Origin of the sequence: Clostridium sp. DL-VIII, from assembly GCF_000230835.1 — a bacterium.
Lineage (GTDB): Bacteria > Bacillota > Clostridia > Clostridiales > Clostridiaceae > Clostridium.
In genome coordinates, this window is the sequence record NZ_CM001240.1 from 3,399,429 (window position 1) to 3,415,396 (window position 15,968).

At 26.6% G+C, this 15,968-nt stretch carries 17 protein-coding genes and 1 pseudogene; all 18 read left to right on the forward strand.

What is annotated here, in order from left to right:
- Positions 1 to 39: 39 nt before the first annotated feature.
- Positions 40 to 452: pseudogene (locus tag CDLVIII_RS15675) on the forward strand (IS1595 family transposase); the annotation flags it as partial.
- A 96-nt stretch (positions 453 to 548) separates the two neighbouring features.
- Positions 549 to 1,100, forward strand: coding sequence for a flavodoxin family protein (locus tag CDLVIII_RS15680; RefSeq protein ID WP_009170423.1), 552 nt, complete (start codon positions 549 to 551; stop codon positions 1,098 to 1,100).
- 257 nt (positions 1,101 to 1,357) lie between these two features.
- Positions 1,358 to 1,942 (forward strand): recombinase family protein, encoded by a 585-nt coding sequence (locus CDLVIII_RS15685; protein ID WP_009170424.1) that lies wholly within the window; start codon positions 1,358 to 1,360, stop codon positions 1,940 to 1,942.
- A gap of 72 nt (positions 1,943 to 2,014) precedes the next feature.
- Positions 2,015 to 2,362: a hypothetical protein gene (locus tag CDLVIII_RS15690; RefSeq protein WP_009170425.1), complete on the forward strand. Its 348-nt coding sequence runs from the start codon at positions 2,015 to 2,017 to the stop codon at positions 2,360 to 2,362.
- Between the two features lie 756 nt (positions 2,363 to 3,118).
- On the forward strand, positions 3,119 to 3,376 hold the full coding sequence (locus CDLVIII_RS15695) for a hypothetical protein (protein ID WP_009170426.1): 258 nt from the start codon (positions 3,119 to 3,121) through the stop codon (positions 3,374 to 3,376).
- A gap of 217 nt (positions 3,377 to 3,593) precedes the next feature.
- Positions 3,594 to 4,172, forward strand: a complete 579-nt coding sequence (locus CDLVIII_RS15700) for an HNH endonuclease (protein WP_009170427.1) — start codon at positions 3,594 to 3,596, stop codon at positions 4,170 to 4,172.
- 246 nt (positions 4,173 to 4,418) lie between these two features.
- Complete coding sequence (locus CDLVIII_RS15705) at positions 4,419 to 5,558, forward strand: hypothetical protein (protein ID WP_009170428.1); 1,140 nt, start codon at positions 4,419 to 4,421, stop codon at positions 5,556 to 5,558.
- 391 nt (positions 5,559 to 5,949) lie between these two features.
- Complete coding sequence (locus CDLVIII_RS15710) at positions 5,950 to 7,215, forward strand: hypothetical protein (RefSeq protein ID WP_009170429.1); 1,266 nt, start codon at positions 5,950 to 5,952, stop codon at positions 7,213 to 7,215.
- A gap of 461 nt (positions 7,216 to 7,676) precedes the next feature.
- Positions 7,677 to 8,237 carry a hypothetical protein gene (locus tag CDLVIII_RS15715; RefSeq protein ID WP_009170430.1) on the forward strand — a complete coding sequence of 187 codons (561 nt, stop codon included), beginning with the start codon at positions 7,677 to 7,679 and terminating at the stop codon, positions 8,235 to 8,237.
- Positions 8,238 to 8,242: 5 nt separating this feature from the next.
- On the forward strand, positions 8,243 to 8,791 hold the full coding sequence (locus tag CDLVIII_RS15720; protein ID WP_009170431.1) for a hypothetical protein: 549 nt from the start codon (positions 8,243 to 8,245) through the stop codon (positions 8,789 to 8,791).
- Entirely contained in the window at positions 8,788 to 9,381 is a 594-nt protein-coding gene (locus CDLVIII_RS15725) for a DUF6516 family protein (RefSeq protein ID WP_009170432.1), read from the forward strand. The genes CDLVIII_RS15720 and CDLVIII_RS15725 overlap by 4 nt, the downstream gene beginning before the upstream one ends.
- A gap of 335 nt (positions 9,382 to 9,716) precedes the next feature.
- A complete protein-coding gene (locus CDLVIII_RS32585; RefSeq protein ID WP_009170433.1) occupies positions 9,717 to 9,851 on the forward strand; it encodes a hypothetical protein in 135 nt (44 codons plus the stop codon).
- Between the two features lie 65 nt (positions 9,852 to 9,916).
- A complete protein-coding gene (locus CDLVIII_RS15730) occupies positions 9,917 to 10,483 on the forward strand; it encodes a hypothetical protein (protein ID WP_009170434.1) in 567 nt (188 codons plus the stop codon).
- Positions 10,484 to 10,565: 82 nt separating this feature from the next.
- Positions 10,566 to 11,024 carry a hypothetical protein gene (locus CDLVIII_RS15735; protein WP_009170435.1) on the forward strand — a complete coding sequence of 153 codons (459 nt, stop codon included), beginning with the start codon at positions 10,566 to 10,568 and terminating at the stop codon, positions 11,022 to 11,024.
- The gene (locus CDLVIII_RS15740; protein WP_009170436.1) at positions 11,024 to 11,866 is read left to right on the forward strand and encodes a hypothetical protein; all 843 of its coding nucleotides are present in this window, start codon (positions 11,024 to 11,026) and stop codon (positions 11,864 to 11,866) included. Before CDLVIII_RS15735 ends, CDLVIII_RS15740 begins: the two co-directional genes overlap by 1 nt.
- 259 nt (positions 11,867 to 12,125) lie before the next feature.
- Positions 12,126 to 13,184, forward strand: coding sequence for a toll/interleukin-1 receptor domain-containing protein (locus CDLVIII_RS29365; RefSeq protein ID WP_009170437.1), 1,059 nt, complete (start codon positions 12,126 to 12,128; stop codon positions 13,182 to 13,184).
- A 286-nt stretch (positions 13,185 to 13,470) separates the two neighbouring features.
- Positions 13,471 to 14,697, forward strand: a complete 1,227-nt coding sequence (locus tag CDLVIII_RS15750; protein ID WP_035301816.1) for a hypothetical protein — start codon at positions 13,471 to 13,473, stop codon at positions 14,695 to 14,697.
- A 30-nt stretch (positions 14,698 to 14,727) separates the two neighbouring features.
- Entirely contained in the window at positions 14,728 to 15,675 is a 948-nt protein-coding gene (locus CDLVIII_RS15755; RefSeq protein WP_009170439.1) for a DUF2806 domain-containing protein, read from the forward strand.
- Positions 15,676 to 15,968 lie beyond the last annotated feature (293 nt).

Consider the following 15,968-nt stretch of genomic DNA (forward strand, 5'->3'; position numbering starts at 1 on the left):
GTTAGTAGGGTTACAAAAGGAAATTTAAAGTGACTATAAGGTAGAATTACATCTAATGAATTAGAAAAAGTTTATACGATGGACATATGGCAAACGCTTCTATACTTTGTACTGATAGCCATAAAAGTTATATTCAATTTGCAAATGATTTATCATTAGAACACAAACGTATAAAAAGAGGTAAAAATAAAGAAGGATTATATCATATTCAACATATTAATGCTCTTCATAGCAATTTAAAGAAATGGATGAATAGGTTTAATGGTGTTGCAACAAAATATATCAGTAATTATATTAAATGGTTCAAATGGCTTCAGATATTTGATACAGATAAAGGGACAATAAAGGCTAAGAGCTTTATGGTTCACAGCAATGTAACACATTCATATATCAAAGTAAAAGATTTAAAAAATAGAGAGCTAATATATGTAAGCATATGTGATATTTTGTAAAGCATGTTATAATAAGTGTTATTAAAAACTATAATCAAATGAACAATAGTTAATTATAACGAAATAAAGGGTATGTTTAAGAAATGAGGAAATTAAATGAAAACACTTATATTAAATGGTTCACCAAGAAAGAATGGTGATACTATGACTTGGGTAAATGAATTTATTAAGCAATTAGATGGAGAATATAAAATTGTAAATGCGTATAATTGTAATATAAAACCTTGTATTGATTGCAGATACTGTTGGAAAAATGATGGATGTTGCCAGAATGATGAGATGCAGGAAGTATATAACTATATACAAGAATGCGATAATATTTTAATAGCTTCACCGATATATTTTTCTGAACTGACAGGGCAATTATTAGCAATAATGAGTAGATTACAAACTTATTGGTGTGCAAGATTTTTTAGAAATGTAAACCCAATAGATAAAATAAAGAAAGGTGGGATATTATTAGTTGGAGGTGGAGATGGTTCTATGAAAAAAGCTACAGATACAGCAGAATGTTTACTACATAAAATGAATGCTGAATCAATTGGAGTAGCATATTCACATAATACAGAAAATATTTCGCCTATTGATGATAAAAATGCCATTGAAAATATGGAAAAGATACTAATGCAATTTAATGAATTAAGATAACAGTTTTCTTATATTGAGCATTATAGGTGGACAATTCTACCTATAATTTTTTTAGGCTATATTTCAACACTATATTAAAACATAGCCTTTTCTTTTGTAGTTTTAAAAAAATATTCTATGTATAATTTGCATTTGTTAGTCTTTGGTATCATAACTTTTGAATATTGACACCGATAAAACCATGACATATAATAAAGGTGTGACGAGGTGTCAAAACTTGGTGTCAAAACAAAGCTGTAAAAAAGGTGGTTTAAGTTATGATTTATGGATATGCAAGAGTTTCAACAAAAGGTCAAGCACATGATGGAAATAGTTTAGAAAGTCAAAAAGAAATATTAAAACAAAATGGGGCAATAGAAATATATGAAGATAGCTTTACGGGAACTAAGACAGATAGACCAGAATTTAATAAGTTACTAAATAAATTAGAGAAAGGTGATACATTAATAGTAACTAAGTTAGATAGATTTGCTAGGAGTATGACACAGGGTAGTGAGTTGGTAAATGAGTTGATTGAAAAAGGAATAAAGGTAAATATATTAAATATTGGTGTTATGGATAATACAGCATCTAGTAAACTAATTAGAAATATATTCTTTAGTTTTGCAGAGTTTGAACGTGATATGATAGTTGAAAGAACTCAAGAAGGTAAGGCAATAGCTAGGACTAAAGAAGGATTTAAAGAAGGTAGACCAAAAGCATATACAGATAAGCAATTAGATAATGCTTTATCAATGCTTACTATTAATGGTGGTGATAAGAGTTACAATGAAGTTGCCGAACTATTAGGGATATCTAAAAGTACATTAGTACGTGAAAATAACAAGCGTAAAGTTAAATAGGTTTTAGGTTAATGCCTAAATAATATTAAAAAGTCAACTAGAATAAATTAATATAAAATGGGAGTGAATATTATGGGAGCAAAAAATAAAGTTATTCAAGGCGATTATTCTGGAATGCCAGTAAAAGAATTTATAAATATTTTATGTATTGGTTATGGCACAGTAAATGATGTGCCTATTTCTAAATCTAAGGTGAAATATTATGAAGTGATAGACCAATCATCAAAAAAAAGTGCCGTTAGTGCCGTTAGTAGGGGAGCAGTAGGTGCAATGTTACTAGGCCCTGTTGGAATGTTAGCTGGATTATCCGCAAAATCAAAAGGTGTTTATTTAATTGCAGTTGAATTTACTGATGGCAAAAGAAGTTTGTTAGAAATTGATGATAAGTTATATAAAATATTTATAACAACAATGTTTTAATAATAATTATATTTATGTTGTAAATAGAGATATTTGAAATAAATATAAGAATTAAAATAGAATAGGATAAGGTGGTATTTAAGAGATACCGCCTTTTTTGATACCTTTAAAACCTAAATTTTATAGTGAATATTGAAAATACAAAAGCTAGTAAATATAAATGTTTTTAATAGCAAGAGTACCAATTCCAATAAAATTTTCAAGTAAAAAGTGGCGAAAAGCGAGTAAATTATATTAAAGGCTATTAATGTTGGCTTAAAAATTCCAAGATGATATAGTTACTCAACATGGTGATTTGAAATCAATTCTGATAGACTTCTGAGGTTGCAGAGAAAGTTTTGATTAATGTAAGATAAAACATTGCCTAAAGGTTTTATGGTGGGAGGGGGGGGATGTGAACGTTTTGGAATAAATTTAAGGTTGGCATTAATATTGCTATCAGTAGTACATACACCTCACAGAATTAAAAAACTACGAGTAGAGTTTTAAGTTAGTGTTTTAAACTTTTTTTGGTTCTTGAGTTTCAAAAAATGGCTTTAATAATTTATAAAAAAATTTCACTATATATTTACTAATGAAATCAACAATTATTTACAAAATAACTGAAAAATTTCCAGAATTTGCTGGCAAAATCAGTAAAATCGTGCTATAATGGTATTAGGCAGTAAAATAATCGAACTGGATTCTGCTGATTATTGTAAACGTTTACAATAATGATAGTAAAATACTAATAAAAAACCAAGGAGGAAAATTATAATGAACAAAAATTTAAATCAACTAATCAAAATATTAAAGAAATATGAGGTGCAAGGAATATTTATCAATAGTGAACTTGAAGACGTTAACGACTTTTTAAAGGAATATGAAGAAAACGAGTGGCAATTATATCAAATACTGGAGTCAGAAGAGGGTCAAACATTTACTTGCTTATATGATGATGGCACATATATGGAGATAAGTGTTAAAAGTAGGGAAGAGCGAGAATATGAACAAAGAGAACTATTGGAGCAATAATAAATGTATAAACCTCTACAATGTGAAAATTAGCCTTGTAGAGGGTATATAAGTTATATTAAACGCTTAAATGGAGCGTAGGAGGTTTTATTATGAAAGCTATAAAAGTAAATGAATTTAAATTAAAAAAATTTATGAACTGGAGGATAATATTTAAAAATTAACACAACAAGTTAAACAATTATGTATTGTCCTCCAAATTAGGAGGAAATAAACTATGTTAAATACCAAAGACAAAGCGATAGTTAATAACTATTGCAAAGAACAAATAAAAGGAAAGGATAAAATAAGAGTGAGGTTACTGGCGTTAGACCTTACAGAGCATTACGCTTTATACGAAATTATGGAGTATATAAAAAAAGATTTAAATATTGCAGATGAATATATACTACATTCTAAAGCAACATATCTAACAGAAATGCATGGTCATAAAAGAATAAGTCCCAATGATATTCATTATGCAAACGTATACCTGCATCAGTATTATGTGCATAAAGCTTTTAATATACCTATGGAAACACTAGGGAAGTATATAATACATCATATCGACAGGGATAAGCATAATAATTCAATAAGCAATTTATGGGTGTTCTATAATCAACAATTGCATCAATCTTATCATATGGCTTTAGAAAAGGATAAAGATATAAGCATAAGCAAATTTACGAAAGATTGGCTAGAAGACAATATAAGTCCTGAGAATAGCGAAGATTTAAAAGAATATTTAAAGTTATTATTAAGAGTGGAAAATACAAAAAAATGCTTGAGCCTTGATGGGTTAGATAACGCTATGTAGTTATGATTTAATAGGCTCATATTAAGGCTTTAGGATTTAATAATGTAGTTGCTCTTGAAGATTTTAGAGCCTTAAATAGCGTTTAAGTATATATTGATTCTTGATAACTAAAATTATTTAAACAAAATTGTAAAATACAGGTAAAAAAGTACCTAAAAAGCAGAATAGTTATGTACTGTACAGTATACAGTAAAAAATGAAAAAACAAATTGTATAAACTACTAAAGATGAAAGGATGATGATATCATGGCATTATCAAAGAATGAATATAAAAACTGGAAAGAATTATGTGAAGAAATGGGATGGAAAACAACTGGAGGAAACTATATGGATGCTAGAAAAAAGGAACTCAATTCTATATGTAGATGTCATAAAGAAGGGCAAAAGATTATTATTGATGAAGTGTTTAAAGTTAAGAAGATAACTACCATTGGAAAAGGTTCTAATGTTGATTATGTAAGAATTATAAAACTGTTTGTAATGGATAAGTTGGCTAGTTCTGACAAAGAAAAGATTGCTTTAAGTAAAAGTAGATTATTAAGCGAACTTGATATTGTGAACTTTAATTATAATGAATGTATGAAACACCCATATAAATTTGCAAAAAGTGAAGATTTGAAAGTTGAAAATGTTTTTGATTTTAAGAATAGTACACGTGATATGATAAGAAAAAACTTGGAAAAGGCATTAAATAGCTTAGTTGATTCTAAATTAATATCTTGGCATAAGGGCTATAATATTATTACTGGTAACATGGTTAATATTGCTTGGGATAGTATAGATAAAACTGATTTTGAAGGTAATACAAAGCGTAAAGCTAGTGTTGATTTTGAGATAAATGAAACTCACATTGAATTGAACGAAGATGAAGAAAATATTATGAGAAATTGTGAGAGATTAACTTTAATTGACCTTAGATTTATTAAGGAAAATGAAGATAACTTAGGGGTAGTATATAAAGCAGGTAAGCTAGGCGAATTTTATAAAAAAACAATAGAAAAGTTTAAAGAAATGACTGTCTATGATAATGTGGTTAGTTATTATCCAACTTATGTCGTTAGATTTGATAAGCAATTAATAGAACAGGGTAAAAAATCTTGTGAAGAATATATGATTGATAAGCTATCTAAAGAAGAATATGTAGTTGAACTGAATGAAGCCATAAAAAAGAGGATTACAGAGAATGCTAAGAAACGTAAAGCTAATAATAGCAAAGGCAAATATAGTTATAGAAGTGAAGATAAATACTTGAATGATATTCGTAATATTGCTGATATAACTATCGATAAAACGGCTGAATATATAGTGAAAAAGGTATTAAAGGTTAAGTTGATAGAAGAGCAAATAAAGCAAGAATTGCTAGAAGAATTAAACCAAATAGATTAGTTCAAAAAGTTGACCTTTACTGTTTACAAATATATTATTTTATCTGGATACAGTAATGGTCAACTTTTTTATAATCATTGTTTTATAAGTAAATATCTAAGTTAATAAACTTCATTACAACTTACAATACCTGTTCAGCTGTGTTTTCGAAGCAAAGCTTCTTAAAACCCACCAGCATCCCTCAACAGTGGTTGAGTGATGAAATATGAGGATTATTTTGAGTTGTATAAATCTTATAAGAAAATATTTTAATGAGATACAGTGAGAAATTTTTAATGAAATAGAAGGTTTAAAAAGTATTAAAAAAGGCGTAAACTTATTACAAGTAATACAATATTTTATATAAATTAATTGATATTATGGAAGTGTAATAAATGAGGGGGATGAAATTTTGAAGAAAGCGATTCTTATAGGAGCTGGATTCTCATATGATTTAGGATTTCCGTTAGGAAAAGGATTGACTAAGGATTTATTTTCGTTTTTTAATAAAAGTAAGATGGATAAGTTTGTATCTATGTGGAAAAAAGCAAACCCTTATGGAAATGATAGACCAATAAATGAGTCTGCTTTTGATACTTTTTTGCAGTTATATAGTAATTTTATTGAAACTGATATGAATAATTATGAGGATTTTATAAAGTTATTGCAAAAGAATGAGCGTGAACGTGGAAATAATCAAGATTATCGTGATACATACAACTATATATTAAGTAAGTTTAATAGTATATTGAATGAATTTTTTTGGATATATCAAAAAGAAAATTATAACATCTTAGAAAAAAATTTAGATATGTATCGTTGGTTATTAAAAGAATATTCTCAAAATGAATTATGGGTATTATCATTAAATCATGATGTTAATATTGAGCTTATGTGTATTGAAAATAAAATTCCATTCACATTTGGAACTAAGGAAGAAATACAGTTTCCAATTAATAATATAGAACTATCAAATAAGATTAGTTTGTTAATGCATGATAGAGTTAAGATGAAGTTGAATGATATGAATTTTTATAAGAATGAAAAAGGTATCAATCTCTTGAAGATACATGGAGGATTAAATGAATTTAGTTTTGATGATGATAAAAGAATATTATTTATTGACATGGAGAAATGCGAAACACCTATTGACTATTTAGAGAAAATTGATACAGTTATGCATAAAATGCAGTATTTTATAAATGGTAATCCCATTAGGGATGAATATGAAATAGTTATAAGTGATAATAATAAAGAGATGCAGTTTTTAACACCTTCTATTTTAAGTGGAGGATATAAATATAGTATTACGTTAAATCCTAAAGAGGGAGAGGAAAAAATACAATTATTTAGTGAAATATTAAATGAAGTTGATGAGCTAACTATATTTGGATATGGATTTGGTGATAGACATATAAATGATAGGATTTATAATGCCATGCTTATAAATAATAAGTTAAAGATTATAATTGTTGACCCATATATCAAAAGTATTCCAGAGAATTTAAAACCATTTGAGTATAATATGAGAATAAGATTAGCTAAGTGTACTACAGCACAATGGATAGGATATTTAAAGGATGGGGTTTGGGATTCGGAAATAAGTGAGAGATTAAAAAAAATGGAGTCGATTAGGCTTCAAGTAGATAGAAGGCTTCGTGAAAAATATTTTAAATAAATGTATTTAGTGAAATAAGTAGAATATACAAAATATATATAAATTTATACTGGATAAATAGTTGAAGAGGACTTTCCCTCTTCTTTTTATATGCAATAAAATCGATATTTTAAAACCTCAGAGAATCACTTTTAAAGGTATCTTAAAGATTACATTTAATTTTAGCAGTTTCTACTTGACGTTAAAAAACTCAAAGTTAAGTTTTTTAGGGCATGTTCAATAAACTAATTTAAGGATATTTACATATGGAATGGTGGATTTGTTGAAGGTCAGTAAGTATAAAAGCCTCTTGTTTTTATATCCATTTTAATATAATATATCGTATTATAAATACAGCGTATTAAAATATTTATGTATGGTATCAATAAATAAAGTAATAATGTTTGAAAGTTATGTTTAAGTAATTTTCATATTGTGGTATATTATAACATATATAACCAAAAAGAAAGGAAGTGGGATTTATGAAAATTGTAAACTTTACTTTTCGAATAAAGCATAATTATCAAATGGAAGAAAAAGATTTATTAAAACAGTTATTATCTCCAGCAACTAGTTTATTTAATGAAATACACATAGAAGATAATTTTGCATTTTTAGTAGAGAAAGATAATAAGTTTAATATTATGATTGATGAAGAATATGTAGTTTTCAAAACTAAATCTTTAGATAATATGGGAGTGTTTGAAGAATTTATAAAAAAAATTCTTTTTGAGGACAAGCTTATTTATGAGAGTAATCTTATTTCAATTAGATTAGAATTAGAAGACGAAAAACATAATTTTAATAATTTATTTAAGTATTTACCTGAGGATATTGAAGTAGAAACTTTTGGATTTAAACATTGTATAAATGATATATTTATGTATACTACAATTGTGCCACAAAAGCAAAAATTATTTGCTAATATAAAAACTAATTTAAATTTAGATAATAAACTAGATTTAGTAAATAGTGTTGTTCAACTTGGAAAAAGTGTAAATACAAGATTAATTCCTATAATATCAGATATTGTTAGAAGGTGATTTTTATGAATAACTTAGCTCATGATAATTGTGAGTATGACTACGAGACAAGTTGTGCTGAGGAAGATTATGCATTAAGAAATTTTAAAATTAAATTAATGGACTTTTGTTATAAAGAGTCATTTTTAGATATACCTACTTCATATAAATGGAATAGTATAGGATTACAAAGTCATAGAAGAAAAAAAGAACAATTATTGAATAAATTATTATTTAATAATCAGGATATTTATAACTTCTATGATGATAGCTGTTTAGAATATAAAAAAGATGTCAATCCTATGCCTATAAGAATAATATATGATGAGGTATTGGATATGGATAAAAAAGAATATAATAAGGAATTATTTGATGAAGCATATAAGTTAATTCTTGAAGATGCACAGGATATTTCAGAGATAGAAACTCAAAATTTTATAGAACATTGTGAAACTGTTTATAATATGAATAGTCAAGAATTTATAGAAATTTATGAAAATAAAAATGGGGAAGTTAATGTTGAACAGCAGCTATGGGCAATGATTATAAAAAATAGGAATGAGGCTGACATATGAAGAGTTTTCTAAGTCAGAAGGATGTTGCAGATGTAAAGATTTCTGAATTACATTCACTTGGAAGAATAATTCCCAATAAATATCTAAATAATCTCTCAGATATTATATCTAAATGTAAGTTGGAATTAGAGCCATGCGTAAGTGGAAAATCAAAGTTACCTATGTATGTTCAAGAAAATCCTGTTAAGATTGAAGATAGACATTTTTTAGCGACACTTATATGCCAACCTAGTCTTGAAGAAAAAAAAGCTAAGCCAGCTGGACTTGCGTTGAATGATGAAAGTTACTTTACTATTAAAGAATTACTGTTATATGATGCAGAAGAAAAAGAGTTATATTTATATGAGTACAGTTATCATTTTGGAATATGGGATTATGATAAAAATATAGAGTGTTATTACTTTAGATATGATAGAGAAGTACAAAAAAAGAATCCACCTAAAAAGAATATAGAACATTTGCATGTTCATTATGATGACCCACATTTTAATTCTAGTTATACTACATTAAAATGCGTTTTAGACTTTATAAGTGCGAACTGGGACGAGTCACTTGAAAAATTCCATATTCCTGAACTTAATGTGAATTAATCCCAATACATACAACACTATATAGAGTTAAATTGGATATAAATAAACTATGGAAGAAAGATGGTATCTATATAGTATGCTTAGTGAATTTTTTTGTGATTTTATTGAATTTTCATTTAAATTATAACATTATATTTTCAAATCTACAGGTTTATAGGTATTAAAAAAACATTTTAGTAATTACAATTAACCATATTGTCAATAAAAGTTAATTAATGATTAGAAATATTGAAGAGGATTAATACCTCTTCTTTTTCTTATATGATAAAATTGATAGTTTATACAATATAGTAATTTCTTAAATAATCATATACAAAACTAGAGATATAGAATTAATGGGGTTTAATATAAATGATAACTTAATAAGTTACCTAAGTAATAGAGGAGAACCAAATCCAGATGGAACTGGGGGAGGTTCTACTTCTTATTTTGTTTGTAGGAAAAAGTTGATGATAAATCCTGTAATATAAAAATATGTATTTAGGGATATAATGTGATAAAATGTAATAAATAGTCATTGATTTGGAGGAGAAATATGTTTGAGATACTAGTTGTATTATTTATTATTATAATTTTAATTGCAGTATCAAGTTATATTGATAAGAAAAAAGAATATACACATATAGCTCTGGGTAGTATTAATAGGTTTGGAGAAAAGAAATATTTCAGTATACCATATTATATATGGCAAACGAAAAAAGCTTGTACGGCTAGAAGCGAGTACCCACAAAATAGAATTATACATTATGATAAATATGAATATGTAATTACAAGTTGTACAAAAGAACTTAGACCTGGAAATGAGAATAACTTAATATTTAATTTTGTAGAGAGAGAGCTTTGGTTTTGGGTAGAACCATTAAATATAATTAAATCAAGAAATAATCAAACTAATATATATCAAAATATAGGTAATAATGATGGAATTGTAAATGTAGCACAAGGGAATATAATAAATATGGATAACAATGTAGAAATTTTAGATTTAATTAGTAATTTAAAAAGTAAGATATCAAATAAAGATATCAATGACAGATATAAGGAAGATTTCATAAATGATTTAAATGAGATACACAAAAAAATTATTAATATACATAAATAATAGTGTAGCTGAAAATAATAAGATTTTTGTATGTTTATAATTGATAAATATATTATAAAAAGGATTTGAAGGGGGATATATTATGAGTAATGTAAGTTTTGAAATAAGAATAGAAGGGGATAGTGAAGGGTATATTGCTTTTGAATGTCCTTTTTGCGGGTCTGATTTTAAATTAAAAGCTGATGAATTTCAAAATGAAGATAATGAAATTTCAGAATTATATTGTCCATATTGTGGATTGATTAATGAAACTAGTACATTTTATACAAAAGAAGTAATGGAACAAGTAGAGGTAATAGCCCAAAATTATATTGCTGATGAGTTAAATAGAATGTTTGGAGAAATTGCACGAAATACAACTAGCAGCAATTTTGTAAAAGTTAAATATAAGAAGTTGGAAAAAGTTAATATAAAAGAATTAAAAAATGTAGATACTGTAGAGCAAATAATGAAATGCCCTATTTGCAATAACCATGAAAAAGTTTTGTATTGTACAGGATTATCTAAAGTATTTTGTTCATATTGTGGGGTAGATATATAATGGATATTATAGAATATAGAAAGACAAGCCTTGCATTTAGAAGAGTAGCTTCTAATATGTTGACAACAGATTGCAAAGAAGGAAATATACAGTTAATAAGATTTAGGATGTTTATCCAAGAAGATAAAATAATTAGTAGAATAATAAGTAAAAAGATTAAAGATATAGAATATGATTATAAAAAAGATTTTATAATCTGCCCTGATGGTGATTATTGGAATTATATAAATATTCCAATAGACGAGTCTAAACATATTAAGGCTATGTATGACTATTTAATTGACATAACAAAAGAAGAAAAAGATTTAAGAGGAATAGCTTCAAGTTTTCAACATAGCAGTAATACATGGAATGATATTGTTAGGTCATATTTAGATATGATGTTTAAGCCGCTAGTAGATTTTATTGTAGATAATTTATCAATGGAGATGATTGCGATGGAACCTGGAAAAAATGAAACACACATACACCAAAGTATAAATAATAACTATGGAACAGCTAATATTGCAGAAAGAGACATATACTCTATAAATAATTCAAATGCAAATAGCATACAGGATATCATTAATTTGATATCAGATATAAAGAAAAATATAGAAGAAATTAATGAAATAGAAGAAGATAGTAAAGAAGAAGTAATGGATGATTTAGATGTAATACAAGAACAAGTTAAAAGCGAAAATCCAAAGTATATAAAGTTAAAAAAAGCATACTCTGGTATCAAAAGATTTATAACTAAACTTCCTCAGAACATAGGAATAGCAACAATGATAGTAACAAAGTTAAATGAATTAGGGCAAAATATAGAGCCTATTATAGAGAAAATAAAGGATAGGTGGTAAATTAAGCTTTATTGTAATAGATTAAATTGAATTAATAAAACTTAATAATGTATCTAAGCAACGGAGGAGAACCAAGTCCAGATGGAGGAAGTTCTCCTTTTTCTGTTGTTTCAAGAAGAATGTTGATGATAAATCTTGTAAATATAAAAATTTGTATATAGTTATGGTTCAAATAACTATATATGATAAAATATATGTAGTTTAGATATTTAAGATGTGGGATACAGATAATTAGAGTATATTTATGGAGGGATTACATATGAAACCAACAATATTTTTTAGTCATTCATCTAAGGATAGAGATTCGTTAATGAAATTAAGGGAATTAATTGAAGAAAAAACTGGTGGAACAATAAACATATTCATGTCAAGCGATGGACAAAGTATTCCGTTTGGTAGTAATTGGATGTATAAGATAGAAGAAGGATTGAAAGATGCGAAAATAATGTTCGTTTTTGTAACACCTAAGTCGATAGATACAGGATGGATATATTTTGAAGCTGGGTATGCATATTCAAAGGGAATAGAAGTAATCCCAATAGGAATAAATATAGATATTGGAAGCATTAAGCCACCTATTAGCTTACTACAAGGATTTAACTTAATATCAGAAGAAAGCATAAATAATATTATTCATATAATTAATAAGAAATTTGACTATTCAATTAAAGCTAATTTTTCAAGAGCTGATTTTAACCAAATTAACTATAGAAGTGATGAAACTGAATCTTTAATAGGAATTAAAGATTCGGTTGATTATATTACTACCAACGTATTTTCATATAAAACTATAGACAAAGAGGTATCTATAGATTGCAAAAAGTTGTTTGAACAAATTAAAGATTATTTAGCTGAAAAAAATGTTGAATTTGTTAGTGAAAATAATAATGTTTTAGCAAATGGATTAAAGCTATATCTTAATAACCAATCAAATCAATTAGAATTTAAAATGGATGCAATAGGATTTTTTAAACAATTTGCTTTAGTAAATGATATTATAAAAATGTGTTATGAAGAAAAGGATTCACATTTTATTATTGTTAGAACGAAAAATAATTACAAATTACTAAACGATGTTATTAAAGTTTCTTCTAAAATAATAAATAATCGTGAATTTTCAATAAGTAAAAGAAGATTAGGAGGTTTTAATTATAAACAGTATGAATTTGTAATTGAGAACGAGGTTATAGGAAGTGGAGTGCATACAAAAGAAGACATAAGAATACGAATAATATATCCTACAGATAATTTTGATGTAGCTGAAATATTAGAATTAATAAATAAATTGAAACAAATGGATATAATAGAGGAAATATAAATAACATATATCACTTGCCAATGATACGGTGAACCGTATCAATTGAATACACTTATAACTTATTAGCTATAAAAGTTTAATTTTGAAATTTAAGATGCTGGAGATAGCATCTTTTTTAGTTTGTGTATTAGAAGTGCACCAGAATAAAATTGTTGTAAATTAATTTAAAAAGAGATTTTGATTTGAAAGAGTGTCAACGGTATTAATCTATTTAGAATACATAATAGTATTTTTTAATTGGTTTTTTAGTGATATAATGTATAATTATGTATATAGGGGTGGTATTATGTTTCAATTAATGAATTATGGTGGAGAAAGTTCAATTAATAGTAAAAATATTAAGATTAGTAGTTTTGAAAAACCACAATCACTCGATGAGTTTTCAATAAATATTATTGATTTGAGTTCAGAAGAAATTTGGGAAAATAGTAATAATAATTATAATACTATTGACTGTATAACAGATTTTGAAAATTTGAGAAAAATGATACAAAATTCTGAAAAGACAAAAATAGTTGTAATTTTACCACAAGATTTACGCTTTATAATTCGAGACTATGGAGTATTTGGAAATGGTTCTTCTTCTTATATAGAACTAAAAAACATGTTAGATGAACTAGTTAAAAATATTTTATATGAATTATTAGGTTTTGAAATATGTAGAGTTATATATGAAAATACAAGAACAGATATTAATGGAAAAGAAATAGAGTCGGCTTTTTACTTTTTCAGTACTTATGATGTAGTAACTAAATCAAAAGCAAGTTCGAAAACTACTTCTATTATGTATAAGGGTATGACTGACAATGACATTTTGCTAACAACATTGAATTTGAAGACATATGAGGAGATGATAGATTTATTTAAAATTGCAAAATTTGTAGAAGATACAAGTGATGTTCCTCAATGGATTTCTGACTTAGAAATGTTTGATGATGTTCAACAGAAAGAAGTTATTGAAGCTAATACGATTGCTATAGAAGAATGTAAGGTGAAAATAGAGAATGCTAAGAAGAGTATGAAAAAAAATAATGAATATAAATCAGTTTTGCATACAAACAGTGATGGATTAGTAAAAGTAGTATTTGAGATGCTTGAACAGTTAATAGATTGTGATTTATCTGATTTTAAAGACGAAAAAAAAGAAGATTTTCTAATTAAAAAAGATGATATAACTTTTATTGGAGAAATCAAAGGTGTAACATCTAATGTAAAGTATGAACATGTATCTCAATTAGATGTTCATTTACATCATTATAAAGATACACTTGAAGAACAAAATATAAATGAGAATGTAAAAGCATTATTAATTATGAATCATCAAAGAAATTATGAATATAAGGATAGACAACCTATTAATAAAGACCAAATTGCATTAGCTATTAGAAATGGAAGTTTGATTATAGATACTTATACATTACTTAAGCTATTTGAAATGTTTAAAAATCATGAAATAACATCTGATGAATGCATAGATTTATTTAAGGATAGGACAGGTCTTTTAGAAATATAGAAGAATGTTATAAAAAAAGGGGATAAGGTTATGGATGAAGAAACAAAAAAATCATTGATATCTGATTTGGGAGGATTAAGCGCGCCGATGACTAAACTCATTGAAGTTGTTTCGAATGCGTTGGGGTGTGCATTTGAACCTTGGCAAACAAGAAGAGTGGCGAAAGCAACTGGAGATGAGATAAGAACTTTAAGTGATGCTATGAAGGGGCTTAAAGGAAATTGTGTAATTAAGAAAGGTGAATTAGAAATTGCTTTTGATAGTAGTAATATAGAAGTAAGAAGCTTGGAAACTATGATGGCTAGAGAAGTAAAAAAACAAGATAATATAGAAAATGTTTTAGTGAAAGCACAAGATTTTATTCAAGAAAAAGAAAGTGTTTCAGCAGAACCAGTTGACCAAGATTGGGCAACAAGATTTTTTAATATAGCGCAGGATGTTTCTGATGAGGAAATGCAGAATTTATGGGCTAAAATATTGTCCGATGAGGTTGAAGAGCCAAAATCATATTCATTAAGAACTTTAGAGGCTATAAGGAATTTATCTAAGGAGGAGGCGAAGCTAGTTACCAAGTTCTGTGAATTAGGCTTTGGTGGTAAAGAGATAGCTTGCATAGTTGGCGATGACAATTTTGGGGATAAAAAAGGTATTAAATTTCTTGATAGAATACTACTAGAGGAATTAAATATAGCTAAATTTAATTTACGCCTTGAGCTAGCTCCAAATGAAGAAATTTATCTTGTTTGTGGAGATAAGGTGATTTGTATTGAAAGTACAGAACAGAGGATAAATATTCCTATAGCAAAGTTTACCACAATAGGAAGTGAGATATATAATTTGGTTAAGAAAAATTTAAACATAAGTTATGCGAAAGAGGTTGCAGATTTTATAAAAGATAAAGGAGTATGTAACGTAAAATTAGCAGATTTTGATATTAAAAATGATAAATGTATCTATGATAATAAAATTAACTTGTAAAAAGTGATTATAATTGAAGAAGTGGCAAATTTGAAATTAAGAATAAATAAGTTAGAAGTACCTTTAAACATGAAGGTGCTTTTATTATGCTTGGAAATATACAATATAGGTATGAATAGTTTTAGGTATTTTCTATAATTTGTTATATTTAAAAACAGATGTAATATTTCAGAATCGGTTCATAAATTTAACTAGTATTAATTTATGTATGTAATAAAATGGTTAATTCTAACAAAGAGAAAGTGTAAAAATAAAAGGAAATATACTAAGAATTTAAGAAATAACTAGATAGT